We start from the raw sequence: 17291 nt of genomic DNA, 5'->3' as shown, positions 1-17291 counted from the left end.
CGACACCCGGCTGGCAGCCCGGCCGGAGCAGGGCCCGCGCCGTGGAACGATGTCCGGGTGGCAGCCTCCCTCTTCGAGATCCCGGCCTGGGCCGACCTGCTCGCGATCGCCATCGGCTGCCTCCAGGGCGCGATGTTCGCGGGCGAGTTCCGCGACCGCCGGATCGACCTGCTCGGCGTCACGATCATCGGCACGGCCACCGGCCTCGGCGGCGGCGTGCTCCGCGATCTGCTGCTCCAGACGCCCCTGGTGGCCCTGCACACCGACGCGTACCTGATCGTCGCGGTGACCGCCTCCCTGCTCGGGATGCTGCTCCAGCACCTGCTGAACCGGGTCGACGGGACGATCACCGCCCTCGACGCGCTGACCCTCGGGCTCTTCGGCGCGATCGGCACCACGAAAGCCCTGTCGCTCGGCGTGCCGGAGGTGCCGGCCGTGTTCGTCGGCACCGTCTCGGCCGTCGGCGGATCCGTCGTCCGCGACATCCTGCTGAACCGGCCGATCGCGCTGATGCACGTCGGCTCGCTCTACGCCGTCGCGGCCTCGGTGGGCACGGGCGTCCTGGTCCTCGCGCTGCGCTTCGGAGTGACGATCGACTTCGCCGCGCCGCTCGCGGTGGGCGTGACCACGGTCATCCGGCTGCTCGCGGTCCGCTACGGCTGGAGCCTGCCCGAGCAGCGCGCGCTCAGCGGCGTGCCGCGCCTGCGCTGGCGCCGCCGGACCTAGCGGCGGCCGACCCGGACGCAGGGAGCGGAGTCCCGCGCGGTCCGCGCACGGGAACGCCGGGGGAGCCGCGACGCATCACGGCTCCCCCGTCGGGGATCGGGCCCGATCAGGCGGAGGCGCCGGCCAGCTCGCGGACCGGGACCTCCTCGCGCAGGGCGCGGTTGACGGCCGAGACGATGGCCTTGAGGGAGGCGGTCGAGATGTCGGCGTCCACGCCCACGCCCCACAGGGTGCGGCCGTTCACCGTGCACTCGACGTACGAGGCGGCCAGCGCGTCGCCGCCGGCGCTGAGCGCGTGCTCGACGTAGTCGAGGACCCGGACCTCGACGCCCTGCTGCTCCAGCACGGCCTCGAAGGCGTTGATCGGGCCGTTGCCCCGCGAGCTGGCCGAGACGCGCTCGTCGCCCACCCGGAGGACCGCGTCCAGCGCGATGCTGCCGCCCAGATCGCTCGACGTGTTCGTGCGCAGCAGCTCGAAGCGGCCCCACTTCTCGTCGGCGCGCTCGGCGGGCGCGGGCAGGTACTCGTCCTGGAACACCGTCCAGATCTGCTCGCTCGTGACCTCGCCGCCCTCGGCGTCGGTCTTGGCCTGCACGACGCCCGAGAACTCGATCTGCAGTCGGCGCGGCAGGTCGAGCGCGTGGTCCGTCTTCAGCAGGTACGCGACTCCGCCCTTGCCGGACTGCGAGTTGACGCGGATGACAGCCTCGTAGGAGCGGCCCAGGTCCTTCGGGTCCACCGGCAGGTAGGGCACGGCCCAGGTGAGCTCGTCGACGCTGCGGCCGGTCCGCTCGGCCTCGGCCTGCATCGCCTCGAAGCCCTTCTTGATGGCGTCCTGGTGCGAACCGCTGAAGGCGGTGAAGACCAGGTCGCCCGCCCAGGGGCTGCGCTCGGGCACGGGCAGCTGGTTGCAGTACTCGGCGGTGCGCTTGATGCCGTCCATGTCGCTGAAGTCGATCTGCGGGTCGATCCCCTGGGTGAACAGGTTCACGCCCAGCGCGACCAGATCGACGTTGCCGGTGCGCTCGCCGTTGCCGAAGAGGCAGCCCTCGATCCGGTCCGCGCCGGCCAGGTAGCCCAGCTCGGCGGCCGCCACGGCCGTGCCGCGGTCGTTGTGGGGGTGCAGCGACAGCACGATGTTCTCGCGCTGCGCGAGGTTGCGGCTCATCCACTCGATCGAGTCGGCGTAGACGTTCGGGGTGGCCATCTCGACGGTGGCGGGCAGGTTCAGGATGACCTTGCGCTCGGGAGTCGGCTCGAAGACCTCGACGACGCGATCGCAGATCTCGCGTGCGAAGTCGAGCTCGGTGCCGGTGTAGCTCTCGGGCGAGTACTCGTAGTAGACGGCCGTGCCGGGGACGGTCGACTCCATCTCGCGGCACTTGCGGGCGCCGGCCAGCGCGATGTCGATGATGCCCTGACGGTCCTTGCGGAACACGACCTCGCGCTGCAGCACGCTCGTGGAGTTGTAGAGGTGCACGATCGCCTGGCGCGCGCCGCGGATCGACTCGTAGGTGCGCTCGATCAGGTGGTCGCGGGCCTGGGTCAGCACCTGGATGGTGACGTCCTCGGGGATCGCGCCCTCCTCGATGAGGCTGCGCACGAAGTCGAAGTCGGTCTGGCTCGCGCTCGGGAACCCGACCTCGATCTCCTTGTAGCCCATCCGGACCAGCAGATCGAACATGATGCGCTTGCGCCCGGGGCACATCGGGTCGATGAGCGCCTGGTTGCCGTCGCGGAGGTCCACGGCGCACCAGCGGGGCGCGGCGGTGATGCGCTTCGACGGCCAGGTGCGGTCGGGCAGGTCCACGGCGATCAGCTCGTGGAAGGGACGGTACTTGCCGATCGGCATGGGCGACGGCTTCTGGTTGTTCAGCATGAGGTGCTCTCCCGGCGCAGTGGTGCGCACGTGTCTGTTCTCGCTCGTGACCGATCCCGCTCGCGTGCGGCTCCGCTGGTGGGCGGTGCCGGTCGGGCGGTCTCGCGGGGATCCGGATGCGGATCGACCTCGCGGGCGAGGGATGGTTCAGCCGACGACGGACTCCGCGACGAGGATGGCCTGAGGATCAGATCTCGTCGCGGCGGAGAAGGAGGAGCTGTCCGAAGCGCACCCGGTCAGGGTAGCACCGCCCCCGCGGCGCGTCACCCCGGCGTCCCGCGCTAGGAGACCAGGCCGTTCTCGTAGGCGTAGACCACCAGCTGCACGCGGTCGCGCAGGCCGAGCTTGCCGAGGGTGCGGCTGATGTGCGTCTTCACCGTCGCCTCGCTCAGGAACTCGGCGCGCGCGATCTCGGTGTTGCTCATCCCCCGCGCGGCCAGGTGGAAGATCTCGCGCTCGCGGTCGGTGAGGGTCGCGAAGGCGGGCGGGGTCTCGCGTCCGCTGCCCGCCGCCCCGAAGTGCTCGAAGAGCTCGCGGGTCGCGGAGGCGGCGACCACGGCGGTCCCCGCGTGCACGGTGCGGACGGAGGCGAGGAGGAAGCCGGGCTCCGTGTCCTTCAGGAGGAAGCCGCTCGCGCCCGCCCGGATGGCGCGCGCGGCCGCCTCGTCGAGGTCGAAGGTGGTCAGCACGAGGATGCGCGGAGGCTCGACCCGCCGCTCCTGCGCGTCCGCGAGGATCCGCCGGGTCGACTCGATCCCGTCGACGCCCGGCATCCGGATGTCCATCAGCACGACGTCGGGGGCCAGCCGCGCGACCAGCTCCGCGCCCTCCGCTCCGTCCGACGCCTCGCCGACCACCTCGAGGTCGGGCTGCGAGCCGAGCAGCATGCGGATGCCGGCGCGGAAGAGGGCCTGGTCGTCGACGAGGACGAGGCGGATGGTGTCGGTCATGCGGGGCTGCCTCCGGAGGCGAGGGGTGGGGCGGTGCGGGCGAGGGACGGGGAGGAGGGCAGGCGCGCGTCGACGACGAAGTCGTCCCCGACCGGGCCGGCGGCGAGCACTCCCCCGACGAGCGCGGCGCGCTCGCGCATGCCGACCAGTCCGTGGCCCTCGCCCGGCAGGGAGTCGCGCTCGACGTCGGCGCACCGGGCGTTGCGCACGGTCAGGGCGAGCTCGCCGCCGTCCTGGCGCAGGGCGATGTCGAGCGGCGAGCCCGGGCGGCCGTGGCGGAGAGCGTTCGTGGTCGCCTCCTGGGCGATCCGGTACAGGGCCAGACCGACGGCGCGCGGCACCGCCTCCAGGTCGACGGCGAGCTCGGCGCGGACGGGGGCTCCGGCTCCGCCCACGCTGTCGAGGAGGGCCGGCAGGTCGCGGGCGCCGGGCTGCGGGCCGTCGCTCTGCGAGTGCCGCAGCTGGGCGAGGAGCACGCGCACGTCGCCGAGGGCGTCCCGGGCGACGGAGGAGATGGTCAGCAGCGCGGCGTCGGTCTGCTCGGGGCTGGTGGAGCCGAGGTAGCGCGCGCCGTCCGCCTGCGCGATCACGACGGCGAGGGAGTGGGCGACGACGTCGTGCATGTCGCGGGCGATCCGGTTGCGCTCCTCCACGGTGTCGAGCTCGCGCTGCGCCCGGGCGCGCTCCTGCTCGGCCTGCGCGCGCAGGGTCTGGCCCTCCCGCGCCCGGCGGACCGAGCGGGAGAGCAGTCCGATGGTCCAGGAGAGGCCGAGCGTCGCGAGGATCCCGCCGAAGGTGGCGCCGGCCGACAGCAGGCCGTCGTAGGCGCTCGCGACGAGGTCGAAGACCAGGACGAGGTAGACGACGGCGATCACGGCGCCGAGGACGGCCGACACCGCGCCCGCGATCCGCACCCGCCGCGACTCCGACGCGCCGGCGCCGAAGAGGACGGCCAGGATGGCCAGATCCGCGGGTCCGGGAGCGAGGCTCGCGCTCATCTGGAGGGCGGCACCGGCCCAGGCGATCGAGAGGGCGAGGACCGGGGACCGCCGGTGCAGCACCAGCGCGACCGCGAGCACGCCCGCGACCAGCAGCTGCATCGCGCCGTCCACCCCGGCGAACGGGAGGCCGGCGACGAGGAGGAGCACCAGCGCCTGACCACCGGCGACCCCCACCGCGAAGGGGTCCTGCGGACCGGCGACCCGGGTCAGCAGCGCGTCGATCCGATCGCCCGCGAGGACCGGCGCCCGCAGCGCGTTGAGGTACACGAGGACCTTCGCCGCACCGAGCACGGAGGCGACCGCGAGGGCGACCAGGGCGAGGACCACGAACTCCACGCGCGCCGCGAGCCCGGACGGATCGAGCGGGCCGGAGAGGCCGAGCGCGACGGTGACGCCGCCGATCCCGGCGAGGATCAGGCCGCCCGCGAGCGCCAGGGCACGGGTCCAGGGGCCCACCCGGCGGGTCGTCTGCCAGAGGACGACCAGGCCGACGAGCACCCCGTCGACGGGGACGCCGCCGAGCAGGACGCCTCCGTCGGCGAGCGCGCCGACCGCGACGAGCGAGGGGGCGAGCGCGGGCAGGAATCCCGCGACGGCGAGGGCCAGCGCGAGCACGAGGCCGCCGGCGATCCGCTCGGTCGGAGTGACCCCGGTGAGCCCGAGCAGCAGGTGGAGGGCGGCGAGCAGCGCCCCGGCGATCGGCAGGGCCGCCGGTCGGTCGAGGAGGGCGCGCATGAGGACCACGCTACGGGTCCGCGCGCCCGGGGGCGTCGTCCGCGAGGGTGACCGCCGTCGTCCCTCCGGCGTCAGAAGCCCAGGCGCCCGAGCAGCTTCGGGTCGCGCTGCCACTCCTTGGCGACCTTCACCCGGATGGAGAGGAACACGCGGCGGCCCAGCAGGCGCTCGATCTGCTCGCGGGAGACGGCTCCCACCTCGCGCAGGCGCTGGCCGCCCTTGCCGATGATGATGCCCTTCTGGCTGTCGCGCTCCACGAAGACGTTGGCGTAGATGTCGATCAGCGAGCCGTCCTCGCGCTCGACCATGTCGTCGAGCGTCACGGCGAGGGAGTGCGGCAGCTCGTCCGAGACGCCCTCGAGGGCGGCCTCGCGGATGAACTCGGCGATCCGCGAGGACAGGTCCTCGTCGGTCACCGCCTCCTCCGGGTAGAGGGCGGGCGAGACGGGCATCAGGCGCAGGAGCTCGACGGCGAGGACGTCCAGCTGCTCCTCGGTCACGGCCGAGATCGGCACGATCGTGTCCCACTCGCGCAGCTCCGAGACGGCGAGCAGCTGCTTCGCCACGGACTTCTTCGAGGAGAGGTCCACCTTCGAGACGATCGCGACCTTCCGAGCGCGCGGGAAGGAGTCGAGCTGCTCGTTGATGAAGCGGTCTCCCGGGCCGATCGGCTCGTCCGCGGGGAACAGCATCCCGATGACGTCGACGTCGCCGAGGGTCGAGGTGACGAGCGAGTTCAGCCGCTCTCCGAGGAGCGTGCGCGGCCGGTGGATGCCGGGGGTGTCGACGACGATCAGCTGGCCGTCGGTGCGGTGCACCACTCCGCGGATCGCGCGCCGCGTGGTCTGGGGCTTCGAGCTCGTGATGGCGATCTTCTCGCCGACGAGGGCGTTCGTGAGCGTCGACTTGCCCACGTTCGGGCGGCCGACGAAGGACACGAAGCCCGCCCGGTAGGGAGCGGCGGCGGGAGTGGTGTCGGTCATCGTGCGTCCTCGTGCTGATCGCCCGTGGCTCCGCGGGTGGGAGCCGTGCTCGGGCTGGGGGTGGTGGTGCCGCCGTCCGCGATGATCGCGACGGGGCCGGTGCCGGGCTCGCCGACGGTGTCCAGATCGGGATCGCGGCGGACGATCACCGTGGAGATGGTCCCACGGCGCGGGTCCGCCTGCTCGGCCTCGAGCAGCACTCCGCCGATCCGCGCCGTCGCGCCGCGCTCGGGGAGGCGCCCGTAGGCCTTGGTCAGCAGTCCGCCGACCGAGTCGACGTCGTCGTCCTCGAGGTCGAGCTCGAACAGCTCGCCGAGCTCGTCCACCGGCAGGCGCGCCGAGACGCGGTAGACCCCGGGCGCCGTCTCCTCGAAGAGGTCGACCTCGCGGTCGTACTCGTCGGAGATGTCGCCGACGAGCTCCTCGATCAGGTCCTCGAGCGTCACCAGGCCCGCGATGCCGCCGTACTCGTCGACCACCATCGCGAGGTGGTTGGACTCGAGCTGCATCTGGCGGAGCAGCTCGTCGGCCTTCTTCGACTCGGGCACGAACAGCGCGGGGCGCGCGAGATCGGCGACCGTGTCGTCGTCGTCCGGCCGCTCGTAGGTGTGCCGGGCCACGTCGCGCAGGTAGAGCACGCCGAGGACATCGTCGACGCCGTCGCCGATGACGGGGAGCCGGGAGATGCCGCGGCTCAGCAGGAGCCCCATGCCGGCGCCGACGGAGGAGGTCGCCTCGATCGTCACCATGTCGGTGCGGGGCACCATCACCTCGCGGACGAAGGTGTCGTTGAACTCGAAGATCGAGTGGATCAGCTCGCGGTCGTCCTGCTCGAGCACGTCCTGCTCGGTCGCCTCGTCGACCATGCTGAGCAGCTGCTCCTCGGAGGAGAACCCCGCCGAGCGCCCGGTCCCCGGCGTCACCCGGTTGCCGAGGGCCACGAGCCCGTGCGCGACCGGGCCCAGCGCGAGCCGGAGCACGTGCACGAGCGAGGCGCTGGTGGACAGGACCGCGCGGGCGTTCGCGCGCCCGACGCTGCGGGGGCTGGAGCCGACCAGGACGAACGAGACCGCCGCCATGATCAGGACCGCCAGCAGGAGCGCGAGCCAGAGCTGCGGGACCTCGACGACCAGCACCGTGGTGACGAACACCGCGGCCGTCGTCTCGGCCGCGATCCGCGAGAAGTTGACGACGTTGACGTGGGCGCTCATGTCGCCCGCGATCGCGCGGAGAGCGCGGGCGCTGCGGGAGTGCTGGGCCATGTCGAGCAGGTCGCTGCGCGAGAGGACGCCGAGTGCGGCGTCGGTCGCGGCGAACCAGCCGCCGACGGCGACGAGCGCGAGGGCGGCGATGAGGAGCTGGAGAGTGGGCACGGCGCGCTCTAGCGGCGTCGCTCGCTGATGTGGAAGCCGACCAGGATGTCGCGCTGGATGCCGAACATCTCGCGCTCCTCCTCCGGCTCGGCGTGATCGAAGCCGAGCAGGTGCAGGAGCCCGTGGGCGGTCAGCAGCTGCAGCTCGTCGAGCACGGAGTGGCCGGCCGACTCGGCCTGGGACTGCGCGACCTGCGGGCAGAGCACGATGTCGCCGAGGAGCCCCGCGGGGGTCTGCTCGTCCTCGGTCCCGGGACGCAGCTCGTCCATCGGGAAGCTGAGCACGTCGGTCGGCCCCGGCTCGTCCATCCACTGCACGTGCAGCTGCTCCATCGCGCCCTCGTCGACCAGCACGATCGCGAGCTCGGCGTCGGGGTGCACGTGGAGCGAGTCGAGCGCGTAGCCGGCGAGGCGCAGCAGGGCGGCCTCGTCGACGGGGACGCTCGACTCGTTGTTGATCTCGATGCTCACGGGGACGGGTCTTCCTTCGGTTCGGGAGGGGCGGGCGGGCTCAGCCGCGCGGAGGCTGGCGGTCGCCGGGCGGGCGGGCGGCCTGGCCGCGGCGCTCGGCGCGGTTTGCGAACTCCCGGGCCTGCTCGCGCTCGAAGTGCTGCGCCTGCTTCTGCTGGTCGTACTCGGTGTACGCGTCCACGATGCGGCCGACCAGGCTGTGGCGCACCACGTCCTCGCTGGTCAGGCGCGAGAAGTGGATGTCGTCGATGCCGTCGAGCACGCGCGTCACGAGGCGGAGTCCGCTCGCGCCGGTCGGCAGGTCGACCTGGGTGATGTCGCCGGTGACGACCATCTTGGAGCCGAAGCCGAGGCGGGTGAGGAACATCTTCATCTGCTCGGGCGTCGTGTTCTGCGCCTCGTCGAGCACGACGAACGAGTTGTTGAGCGTGCGCCCGCGCATGTAGGCGAGCGGTGCGACCTCGATCGTGCCGGCCGCGAGCAGCTTCGGGACGATCTCGGGGTCCATCATCTCGTTCAGCGCGTCGTAGAGCGGGCGCAGGTACGGGTCGATCTTGTCGGTGAGCGAGCCGGGCAGGTAGCCCAGCCGCTCCCCCGCCTCGACCGCCGGGCGGGTCAGGATGATCCGCTCGACCTCCTTGCGCTGCAGCGACTGCACGGCCTTCGCCATCGCCAGGTAGGTCTTGCCGGTTCCGGCCGGGCCGATGCCGAAGACGATGGTGTTCTGATCGACCGCGTCGACGTACTCGCGCTGCCCGAGCGTCTTGGGCCTCACGCTCCGTCCCCGCGCCGTGAGGATGGCCTGGCCGAACGCCTCGGCCGGGCTCACCGGCCCGCCGTTCTGCAGGATGCGGGCGGACTCGCGCACGCCCTCCGGGTCGAGATCGTGCCCGCTCGCGGTCATGCGCACCAGTTCTTCCACCAGGCGCGTCGCAGCGGCGACGGGCTCGCGCTCGCCGTCGAGCGTCACCTCGTTGCCGCGCACGTGCACCCGGACATCGGGGAATCGTCCTTCGACCGCCCGGATGAGGCGGTCCTGAGGTCCGAGGAGGCGCACCATCGCGACTCCGTCGACGGCGACGACGCGCCGCGTCGTCTCGGACGCGTCCGCGCCGGGGGCGGGACGCTCGTCGGGGCTCGCGCCCGTGTTCTCAACCGGTGGCAAGGGAGCCTTCCGTCTGGTGGCCGCCCAGGACGTGGGCGTGCACGTGGAACACGGTCTGGCCCGCCTCTTCGCCGGAGTTGAAGACGAGGCGGAACTGACCGTTGCTGTGGGCGTCGGCGAGCGACTGGGCGACCTGCACCATCTCGGCGAGCAGGGCGGGATCGGCGGCGGCGAGGGCGGCGACCGTGGCGTGCTCCTGGGTCTTCGGGAAGACGAGGAGGTGGACGGGCGCCTTCGGCTCGATGTCGGTGATCGCGAGGATGCGCTCGTTCTCGAACACCACATCGGCCGGGATCTCGCCCTGGACGATGCGCGTGAAGACGGTGGGTTCGCTCATAGAACCATCTTAAACGGGGCCCGTGCGCGACGGGCGCCGCGTTCGCCCACGGCACTCTGCTCCGGAGCCCCGAGTCGGCTGTGGAGGAGCGTCACCAGCGGCCCAGGCGGGCCGAGAGGACGGCGATGGCAGCGGGACCTGCGGTCGAGGTGCGCAGGACGGAGTCGCCGAGCGCGACGGCCTCGGCGCCCGCCTCCGCGAGCAGCCGCAGCTCCTCCGGAGCGATGCCGCCCTCGGGCCCGACGACGAGCACCAGGTCGCGTCCGTCCGGGACCACCTGGGAGAGCCGCGCCTGCGCCGAGGGCTCGAGGACCAGCACGCGGGACGTCGCGGCGCGCGCGACGAGACCGCGCACCTGCTCGAGCAGCGCGACCTCGGGCACCCGGGGGCGCAGCGACTGCTTGCTCGCCTCGCGCACGATGGCGCGCCAGCGCTCGCGCCCCTTCTCCTCCTTCGGGCCCGACCACCGCGAGATCGACCGCGCGGCCTGCCACGGGACGACCTCGTCCACCCCGAGCTCGGTCGCCGCCTGCACGGCGAGCTCGTCGCGGTCGCCCTTCGCGAGGGCCTGGACGAGGACAAGGCGCGGGGACGGAACCGGGGACTCCTGCACCGACTCCACGACGAGCACCACTCGCGCCGGCTCCGCGCTCTCGACGACCGCGGTCGCGACGAGTCCGCGCCCGTCGCCGACCCGGACGCTCTCGCCCGCGCGGATCCGGCTGACGGTCGAGGCGTGCCGTGCCTCCGCGCCGGTGAGCGCGAGCCGGCCCCCGACGACGAAGCCCTCAGAGTTCAGCGACTCGTCGATGTAGTGGTGCGCCACGGGCTCAGCCCAGGAAGCGGTCGCGGAGCTTCGAGAAGAGGCCCTGCTGGAAGTGGGTCAGCGCGGGCTTCTGCGGCTTGTAGTGCTTCGCGAGCTCCTGGACCAGCTCCCGCTCGCGGTGGCCCAGCTTCGTCGGGGTGACGACCTGGATGCCGATGCGGAGGTCGCCGCGTCCGCTGCCCCGCAGGCGCGTGACTCCGCGTCCCTTGATCGTGACGATCTCGGTGCTCTGCGTGCCCGGCTTGATCTCGATCTCGATGTCGCCGTCGAGCGCCTTGAGCGACGCCGTGGAGCCGAGGATCGCGTCCGTCATCTGCACCTCGAGGGTGCAGAGCAGGTCGTCGCCGTTGCGGCTGAAGACGTCGTGGTGCTTGACCTTGATCTCGAGGTACAGGTCGCCGTTGGGGCCGCCGGCCGGGCCGACCTCGCCGCTGCCGGGCATCTGCAGGCGCAGGCCCGTGTCGACTCCCGCGGGGACGTCGACGGGGATGGTGCGGCGGGCGCGGACGCGTCCCTGGCCCTGGCAGGTGGAGCAGGGGGTCGCGATGACGGTGCCGTAGCCGCGGCAGGTGCCGCAGGGGCTCGCCGTCATCACGTTGCCCAGGAGCGAGCGGACCGTGCGCTGGATCTGGCCGGAGCCGTGGCAGATGTCGCAGGTCACCGGCGAGGTGCCGGGCTGGCAGCACGAGCCCTGGCACGTCTCGCAGAGCACCGCCGTGTCGACCTCGAGGTCGCGGTGGGTGCCGAAGATGACCTCGTCGAGCGAGACCTCCACGCGCAGCAGGGCGTCCTGGCCGCGCTCGCGGCGGGAGCGCGGCCCGCGGGACGAGCCCTGCGCGCCCTGCCCGAAGAAGGTCTCGAAGATGTCGCCGAACCCGCCGAAGCCCTGGGCGCCGCCGCCGAAGCCCTCCTGGGGCCCGCGGTCGTACTGCGCCCGCTGCTGGGCGTCGCTCAGGACGTCGTAGGCGTGCGTGACGAGCTTGAAGCGCTCGGAGGCGTCCGCGCTCGGGTTGACGTCGGGGTGCAGCTCGCGGGCGAGTCGGCGGTACGCCTTCTTGATCTCGTCGGCGGAGGCGTCGCGGTCGACGCCCAGCACTTCGTAGTGATCGGCCACAGGTGGCTTCGTCCTTCGTTCGTGGGTCGGTGGGCCGAGCACGCCCAGGCGCGAGACCTGGCCGCCCGCGGTGTTGTACCCGCTCGTGAGCACCGAGGTCTCCTGCAGCCCGAACGGCGCGTTCTCGCGGCCGATGCGCACCGAGATGCCCCGGGGGTCCGGGGTCATCTCGGCGAAGAGGCGCAGCAGCTCCACCTGCTCCTCGATCGCCTCGAGCACGGGGTAGATGCTGCCCGAGAAGTCCTCCTCGGTGCGGACGAGGTTGGCGGCGCCGGCCATGACCAGGCGGTCCTGCCGGTTGGCGCCGACCTGCTCGAGCAGGGTCTGCACGATCGGCGTCAGCACGTGGCGCCGCTCGGGGCTGAAGCGCTCCGCGACGGAGCCGAGCGTCTCGGCCGCCTGCTGGAGCCCGAGGCCCAGCACGGCCGTGTTGAGCTTCGCGCGGATCTCGCCCAGGAGAGCGTCGTCCACGTCCTCCGGGGTCTCGAGCACGCGCTGGTCGACCCGGCCGGTGTCGGTGATCAGCACCGACAGGAGGCGGCGGGGAGCGAGGGCGACGAGCTCCACGTGGCGCAGCCGCGCGGCCCCGAACGACGGGTACTGCACGAGCGCGACGCTGTTGGTGAGCTGCGAGAGCAGGCGGACGGTCTTGACCAGCACCTCGTCGAGGTCCGGGCTCTGCCCGAGGAACGTCTCGATCGCCTGGCGCTGCGCGGAGGTCAGCGGGCGCAGGTCGGCGAGCTGGTCGACGAAGAGGCGGTAGCCCTTGTCGGTCGGCACGCGGCCGGACGAGGTGTGCGGAGCCGCGATCAGCTCCTCCTCCTCCAGCTGGGCCATCTCGTTGCGGATGGTGGCGGCCGAGACGCCGAACGCGTGGCGCTCGACGATCGACTTGGAGCCCACCGGCTCCCGGTTCGCCACGTAGTCCTGCACGATCACGCGCAGGACCTGGAGACCGCGCTCCGTGACCATACGACCGACCTCCCGCCGGACTCCGAGTGCCCGCGGGCACGACCGTCTGCGGCGCTGACGCCGCGCGGAGCCTGGCACTCCGCAACTCTGAGTGCCAATCATAACCGGGAGGCGGACCGCCCGGCGGGGTTGCGCGGGGATCGGCCGGGGTGCACTCCTGCAGGGCCGCGGGGAGGAGCCCCGTCATCCCCGAGGAGGAGGTCCCGCGCGGCCCCGTGCGGAGGGAGTCGCCGCATGCCACGATGGACGCCGAGCGCACGGGGGACGCCCGTCGCCGCCGCCGGAACGGAGACCATCATGTCGGCCACCCCTCCCCCGCCCCCCGTCTACGGGACCCCGGCTCCGCCGCTGAACCCGGCGGACGAGAAGACCTGGGCGATCGTCACGCACGTGACCGGCATCTTCTTCAGCTTCCTGCCCTCGCTGATCGTCTTCCTGGTCTTCAAGGGGCGCGGACCGTTCCTCGAGGCGCACGCCAAGACGGCCCTCAACTTCCACCTGACGACGCTGATCGCCTACGTCGCCGGGACGATCCTGTCCTTCGTCCTCGTCGGCTTCATCGTGTTCCTGGTCGTGCCGATCCTGGTGATCGTCTTCGCGATCATCGCCTCGGTGCGCGCCAGCGCGGGCGAGTACTACACGTACCCGCTCAGCATCCCGTTCTTCAAGTAGCCGCGGCATCGGGGCGGCCGCGCGTCGCCCGCCCCGGGATCCGGCCTCAGCCGTCGGTGAGGCGGCGCACGACCGCGTCGGCCAGCAGACGGCCGCGCAGGGTCAGCACGATCCGGCCGCCGAGCGCCGCCCGGCCGTCGACGAGGCCGTCGGCGATGAGCCCCGCCACCTCGCTGCGCCGATCGGCGTCGATCGCGTCGATGGGCAGCCCGTCCGCCAGGCGCGAGCGCAGCAGCACGTCCTCCACCCGCCGCGTCCCCGCGTCGAGCGTCTCCCGCCCGGCAGCGGGCGAGACCCCGGTGCTCAGCCGGTCGGCGTAGGCCGCCGGGTGCTTCACGTTCCACCAGCGCACGCCTCCGACGTGGCTGTGCGCGCCGGGACCGACGCCCCACCAGTCGTGGCCGAGCCAGTACGAGAGGTTGTGCCGGGAGCGGTGGGCGTCGTCGCGCGCCCAGTTGCTGACCTCGTACCAGGAGTACCCGGCAGCGGTCAGGCGCGCGTCGGCGAGCTCGTACATGTCGGCGGTGAGGTCGTCGTCCGGGGTCGCGACCTCGCCGCGGCGGATCTGCCGGGCGAGCTTCGTGCCGTCCTCCACGATCAGGGCGTAGGCCGAGAGGTGGTCCGGCCGGTTGGCGAGCGCGGAGTCGAGCGACCGCTCCCAGTCCGCGAGGGACTCCCCCGGCGTGCCGTAGATGAGGTCGAGGCTGACCTGCAGGCCGGCCTCCCGCGCCCACTCGACCACGAGCGGGACCCGCTCCGGGTCGTGGGTGCGCTCGAGCGTGGCGAGGACGTGCGGCACGGCCGACTGCATCCCGAAGCTGACGCGGGTGAAGCCCGCCTCGGCCAGCGCGCGGATGTAGGCGGCGTCGACGGAGTCCGGGTTCGCCTCGGTGGTGATCTCGGCGTCGGGCGCGACCCCGAAGTGGGTGCGGAGGCCGTCCAGCATCCGCACCAGGTCGCCGGCGGGCAGGAGGGTGGGCGTCCCGCCGCCGAAGAAGACCGTGCGGGCGGGGCGTCGGGGCAGACCCGCGCGCTCGAGCACCTCGGCACCGAGAGCCATCTCGGTGATCGCCTCGTCGGCGTAGTCCTGCTGCTTCGCCCCGCGGAGCTCGGTCGCCGTGTAGGTGTTGAAGTCGCAGTACCCGCAGCGGACCCGGCAGAACGGCACGTGCACGTAGAGGCCGAGGTCGCGCTGCTCCACGCCGTCGACGACGGATGCGGGCAGTCCGCCGTCGAGCGGAGCAGGATCGGCGATCGGGAGGGCGCTCCCCACGTCAGCTGACGCGCGCCGGCAGCAGCGCGCGCAGGTACTTGGCGACCTGGCGCTTCTGCACGGCGCGCAGCACCGGCGCGCCCAGGCGGTAGAGGCGGGTGGAGGGACGCGAGAAGACCCGGATGACGAGCCAGACGGAGTCGTCCGCGCGCTTCTCGACGACGAAGGACTCCTCGCCGCTCTCGGGGTGGCCCTCGAGGGTGCCGTAGGCGAAGCCGACCTGGTCGGGCTCGTCGACGACGTAGACCACGCGGACCGGGGCGTCGAAGACGCGGCCGAGCAGGGTCACGCGGAGCACGGCGGTCACGCCGGAGGTGATGTAGGGGGTGCCGTCGGGAGCGAAGTGCTCCTCCGTCGGCCGGCTGACGAGGTCGATCGGGGTGCCCGCGGCGTCGAAGTTGACGCCGGTGTACTGCACGCCGCTGCCGCTGGTGATATCGGTCACCTCGATGCCGCTGCCGCGCTGCACGCCCCAGGTCATCAGGGAGGCGGTGGTGATGGCGAAGCGCTCGTCGCCCGAGCCGAGACGGGCCTCGAAGCGCTCGGCCGTGAAGCCGTCCGGCGGGTACTCGAGCAGGTCGGGTGCCAGAGTGCCGCCGACGGCCGCGTAGGTGACCTGCGGCTGGCCCTCGAAGTTGGAGCGGCGGATGCTCACGTCCCGACCTTCTTCCCGGACTCCTCGAGCGCGGCGCGCGTCGAGTCCGCGTGCCGGGTGGTGCTGTCCATCCGACCCAGCGTATCCGACCGTCGGCGCCCCGAGCCGGGAACGACCGAGGGCCCTCCCCCGCCGGAGCGGGAGGAGGGCCCTCGTCGTGGTGCGGGTCGGTTCAGCTGCAGGGAGTCAGCTTCGCGACGGCGTCCGACAGGGTGCCGGTGCCGCCGAGGAGGACGACGCTCGTCGCTCCGCCGGCCTTGATGTCCTGCAGCACCTTGACCGGCACGCAGGTCGGGGGCACGGCGAAGAGGGGGCTCCCCGTGCGCCCGGCGGCCGCGGCTCCGGCCAGGGCGTCGGGGAAGTTCTCTCCGGTGGCCAGGAACACGGTCTCCGACCCGCGGGGGAAGGCCGCCCGGTTGAGCTGCTCCGAGGTGTCGTAGCGGTCGACCCCGCCGAAGCGGGTGACGAGCGGTCCGGCCGGCACCGTGAGGGAGTTCTGGATGCCGGCGCTGACCGACAGCTCGGATCCCGCGATGGTGAGCACCGGCGGCCGGAGCCGCGTCAGGATCCCGACAGTGGTCGGGTCGGCCGCCGGGAGGCCGCCGTTCACGAGGACGACGGGGGCGGAGTTCTTGCCCGCGGCGGCGGTGGCGCTGAGCGCGTCGGGGAACTTCTCGCCGGTCGCGAGCCAGGCCCCCTTCGGCGAGGTGCCGCCGAAGGCGCTCTCGATGATCTTCCGCGACGTGTCGTAGCGGTCGGTGCCTCCGAGGCGGAAGACCCTCCCGTTCGCGTACTGGCCGAGGTCGGTCGCGAGGGCGTCGCTGACGCTGAGGTCGGAGCCGACGACGACGATCCGCTGGGGCTTGAGACGGGTGAGCTCGTCGCGCACGACCTGGCTCACCGAGTCGCGGTCGACCAGGAGGAGCGGGCCGCCCTGCTTCGCGGCGGCGGGACCGGCGCTGAGCGCGTCGGGGAAGTTCGCGCCGGTGGCGATGTAGACGACGGGGACGCCGGGGGTGTCGAAGGTCGCCTTCGAGATCTCGACGGCGGTGCCCTGGCGATCGGTGCCCGCGAGGCGGACGACCTCCGGGCCGGTGCCCGGCGTCGGCGTCGGGGTGGTGGTCGACGGGACGACGCGCAGCGGCGCGCGCACGATGACGCCGGTGCCGGAAGGCTGCTCCCCGCCGCGGCTGAGTCCCTTCACCTCGACCGACGGGGCGCCGAGCGGCGTCGTGTCGCTGAAGGTGAGGTAGCGGTCGAAGAACTCCTGGGTCGGACGGATCGCGATGCCCCGTCCGCCCTCGACGACCGTGGGGGCGGCCTTCAGGCGGCCACCGTCCTCCGTTCCGACCGTGGCGCTGAGGCCCGCGAGGTCGAAGAAGCCGGGGACACCGGAGTCGAGGACGATGACGTCGCCCGCGCCGGCCTCGGTGACGGTGCCGCCGCCGGCCCAGAATTCGCCGCCGGCGGGCTCGGAGGAGGTGGACGTCGACAGGTCGAGGTCGGCCTCCGCGGACCCGCTCGCAGCAGTCACCTGGAGGTCGGCGGAGAGGGCGAGGACGAAGCCGGTCCGGTCGATGCCGGACGGAGCGTAGGCGTCGGCCGCCTTCTTCTCGGAACCGTTCAGGAGGAGCGACAGCGAGGTGCCGCCGAAGGAGCCGGCGGCGCGCCCGATCGGGATGTCGATCGAGTTGGTGGCGGTGTCGACGACGGATTCGCCGCTCGCGAGGTCCGTCGCGGTGCTCCTCAGCTGCCACGTCACGACCCGGTAGCCGGGGTGCGACCACTCGGTGAAGGTGTCGGGAGCGGTGGAGTCGGGCAGCTCGACGGTCAGCGTGGTCGCGTCTCCGGGCACCGGCAGCGGCTCGGTGCCGCCGAACCGGGCGTTGTCCGACCAGGAGTACGGCGCGGGCGCGACCGGGATCACCTTGTTCGCTGCGGAGGCCGGCCCTGCCGCCACCAGCGATCCCGCTGCGACGGCCGCGATGCTCGCGAGCGCCGCCCCCGTCCTGATCCAGCGCTTCCTCGTGCTCGTAGGCACCACGGACTACCACCCTTCGTCATGGTGGAGGACCGGTCGTCGACGCTGCAGCCCCCCATGCGGATCGATCCCGATCCACGGCCGCGTCCTGGCGTCCGAAAGCTACCGGTCCGCTGTGA

General features: G+C 72.8%; 15 protein-coding genes and 1 pseudogene. 2 read left to right on the top strand and 14 right to left on the bottom strand.

Annotated elements, in window-relative coordinates; all coding sequences use genetic code 11:
* The first annotated feature begins 57 nt into the window (after nt 1-57).
* A complete protein-coding gene (locus C5C30_RS08505) occupies nt 58-726 on the top strand; it encodes a trimeric intracellular cation channel family protein (protein ID WP_104223430.1) in 669 nt (222 codons plus the stop codon).
* A gap of 106 nt (nt 727-832) precedes the next feature.
* Here C5C30_RS08505 and leuA read toward each other — a convergent pair whose 3' ends face one another.
* From leuA to hrcA, 11 genes and pseudogenes are all read right to left on the bottom strand, one after another.
* Nucleotides 833-2605, bottom strand: a complete 1773-nt coding sequence (gene leuA / locus C5C30_RS08500) for a 2-isopropylmalate synthase (protein WP_104333535.1) — start codon at nt 2603-2605, stop codon at nt 833-835.
* 281 nt (nt 2606-2886) lie between these two features.
* Entirely contained in the window at nt 2887-3555 is a 669-nt protein-coding gene (locus C5C30_RS08495) for a response regulator transcription factor (RefSeq protein ID WP_104234459.1), read from the bottom strand.
* Nucleotides 3552-5291 carry a sensor histidine kinase gene (locus tag C5C30_RS08490; protein ID WP_146081500.1) on the bottom strand — a complete coding sequence of 580 codons (1740 nt, stop codon included), beginning with the start codon at nt 5289-5291 and terminating at the stop codon, nt 3552-3554. Before C5C30_RS08490 ends, C5C30_RS08495 begins: the two co-directional genes overlap by 4 nt.
* A gap of 71 nt (nt 5292-5362) precedes the next feature.
* Nucleotides 5363-6274 (bottom strand): GTPase Era, encoded by a 912-nt coding sequence (gene era / locus C5C30_RS08485; RefSeq protein ID WP_104223426.1) that lies wholly within the window; start codon nt 6272-6274, stop codon nt 5363-5365.
* Nucleotides 6271-7647: a hemolysin family protein gene (locus tag C5C30_RS08480; RefSeq protein ID WP_104333533.1), complete on the bottom strand. Its 1377-nt coding sequence runs from the start codon at nt 7645-7647 to the stop codon at nt 6271-6273. The genes era and C5C30_RS08480 overlap by 4 nt, the downstream gene beginning before the upstream one ends.
* Before the next feature lie 8 nt (nt 7648-7655).
* Entirely contained in the window at nt 7656-8117 is a 462-nt protein-coding gene (gene ybeY / locus C5C30_RS08475) for an rRNA maturation RNase YbeY (protein ID WP_104223424.1), read from the bottom strand.
* A 40-nt stretch (nt 8118-8157) separates the two neighbouring features.
* Complete coding sequence (locus tag C5C30_RS08470; protein ID WP_104225204.1) at nt 8158-9177, bottom strand: PhoH family protein; 1020 nt, start codon at nt 9175-9177, stop codon at nt 8158-8160.
* A gap of 91 nt (nt 9178-9268) precedes the next feature.
* Nucleotides 9269-9619 carry an HIT domain-containing protein gene (locus C5C30_RS08465; protein WP_104225201.1) on the bottom strand — a complete coding sequence of 117 codons (351 nt, stop codon included), beginning with the start codon at nt 9617-9619 and terminating at the stop codon, nt 9269-9271.
* Between the two features lie 91 nt (nt 9620-9710).
* A complete protein-coding gene (locus tag C5C30_RS08460; RefSeq protein WP_104227484.1) occupies nt 9711-10445 on the bottom strand; it encodes a 16S rRNA (uracil(1498)-N(3))-methyltransferase in 735 nt (244 codons plus the stop codon).
* Nucleotides 10446-10449: 4 nt separating this feature from the next.
* Nucleotides 10450-11559, bottom strand: a complete 1110-nt coding sequence (gene dnaJ, locus C5C30_RS08455; protein ID WP_104251191.1) for a molecular chaperone DnaJ — start codon at nt 11557-11559, stop codon at nt 10450-10452.
* 90 nt (nt 11560-11649) lie between these two features.
* Nucleotides 11650-12531 (bottom strand): annotated as a pseudogene (gene hrcA / locus C5C30_RS08450) (heat-inducible transcriptional repressor HrcA); the annotation flags it as partial.
* Nucleotides 12532-12828: 297 nt separating this feature from the next.
* On the opposite strand from hrcA, the gene C5C30_RS08445 reads away from it, so the two are divergent.
* The gene (locus tag C5C30_RS08445) at nt 12829-13203 is read left to right on the top strand and encodes a DUF4870 domain-containing protein (RefSeq protein WP_104223130.1); all 375 of its coding nucleotides are present in this window, start codon (nt 12829-12831) and stop codon (nt 13201-13203) included.
* Between the two features lie 46 nt (nt 13204-13249).
* Here C5C30_RS08445 and hemW read toward each other — a convergent pair whose 3' ends face one another.
* From hemW to C5C30_RS08430, 3 genes are all read right to left on the bottom strand, one after another.
* Nucleotides 13250-14476: a radical SAM family heme chaperone HemW gene (hemW, locus tag C5C30_RS08440; protein ID WP_104315705.1), complete on the bottom strand. Its 1227-nt coding sequence runs from the start codon at nt 14474-14476 to the stop codon at nt 13250-13252.
* Between the two features lies 1 nt (nt 14477).
* On the bottom strand, nt 14478-15131 hold the full coding sequence (locus tag C5C30_RS08435) for a DUF1990 family protein (RefSeq protein WP_258065851.1): 654 nt from the start codon (nt 15129-15131) through the stop codon (nt 14478-14480).
* Nucleotides 15132-15303: 172 nt separating this feature from the next.
* On the bottom strand, nt 15304-17175 hold the full coding sequence (locus tag C5C30_RS08430) for a cell wall-binding repeat-containing protein (protein ID WP_104333532.1): 1872 nt from the start codon (nt 17173-17175) through the stop codon (nt 15304-15306).
* Nucleotides 17176-17291 lie beyond the last annotated feature (116 nt).

The organism is Rathayibacter sp. AY2B5 (assembly GCF_002931645.1).
In the GTDB taxonomy this organism is placed as follows: Bacteria; Actinomycetota; Actinomycetes; order Actinomycetales; family Microbacteriaceae; genus Rathayibacter.
This window is presented reverse-complemented; position numbering and strand designations above follow the sequence as displayed.

Excerpts from the sequence above, each read along its gene's own strand:
- leuA (WP_104333535.1), bottom strand. The coding sequence starts at position 2,605 with ATGCTGAACAACCAGAAGCCGTCGCCCATGCCGATCGGCAAGTACCGT.
- C5C30_RS08495 (WP_104234459.1), bottom strand. The coding sequence starts at position 3,555 with ATGACCGACACCATCCGCCTCGTCCTCGTCGACGACCAGGCCCTCTTC.
- C5C30_RS08490 (WP_146081500.1), bottom strand. The coding sequence starts at position 5,291 with ATGCGCGCCCTCCTCGACCGACCGGCGGCCCTGCCGATCGCCGGGGCG.
- era (WP_104223426.1), bottom strand. The coding sequence starts at position 6,274 with ATGACCGACACCACTCCCGCCGCCGCTCCCTACCGGGCGGGCTTCGTG.
- C5C30_RS08470 (WP_104225204.1), bottom strand. The coding sequence starts at position 9,177 with ATGGTGCGCCTCCTCGGACCTCAGGACCGCCTCATCCGGGCGGTCGAA.
- C5C30_RS08465 (WP_104225201.1), bottom strand. The coding sequence starts at position 9,619 with ATGAGCGAACCCACCGTCTTCACGCGCATCGTCCAGGGCGAGATCCCG.
- C5C30_RS08445 (WP_104223130.1), top strand. The coding sequence starts at position 12,829 with ATGTCGGCCACCCCTCCCCCGCCCCCCGTCTACGGGACCCCGGCTCCG.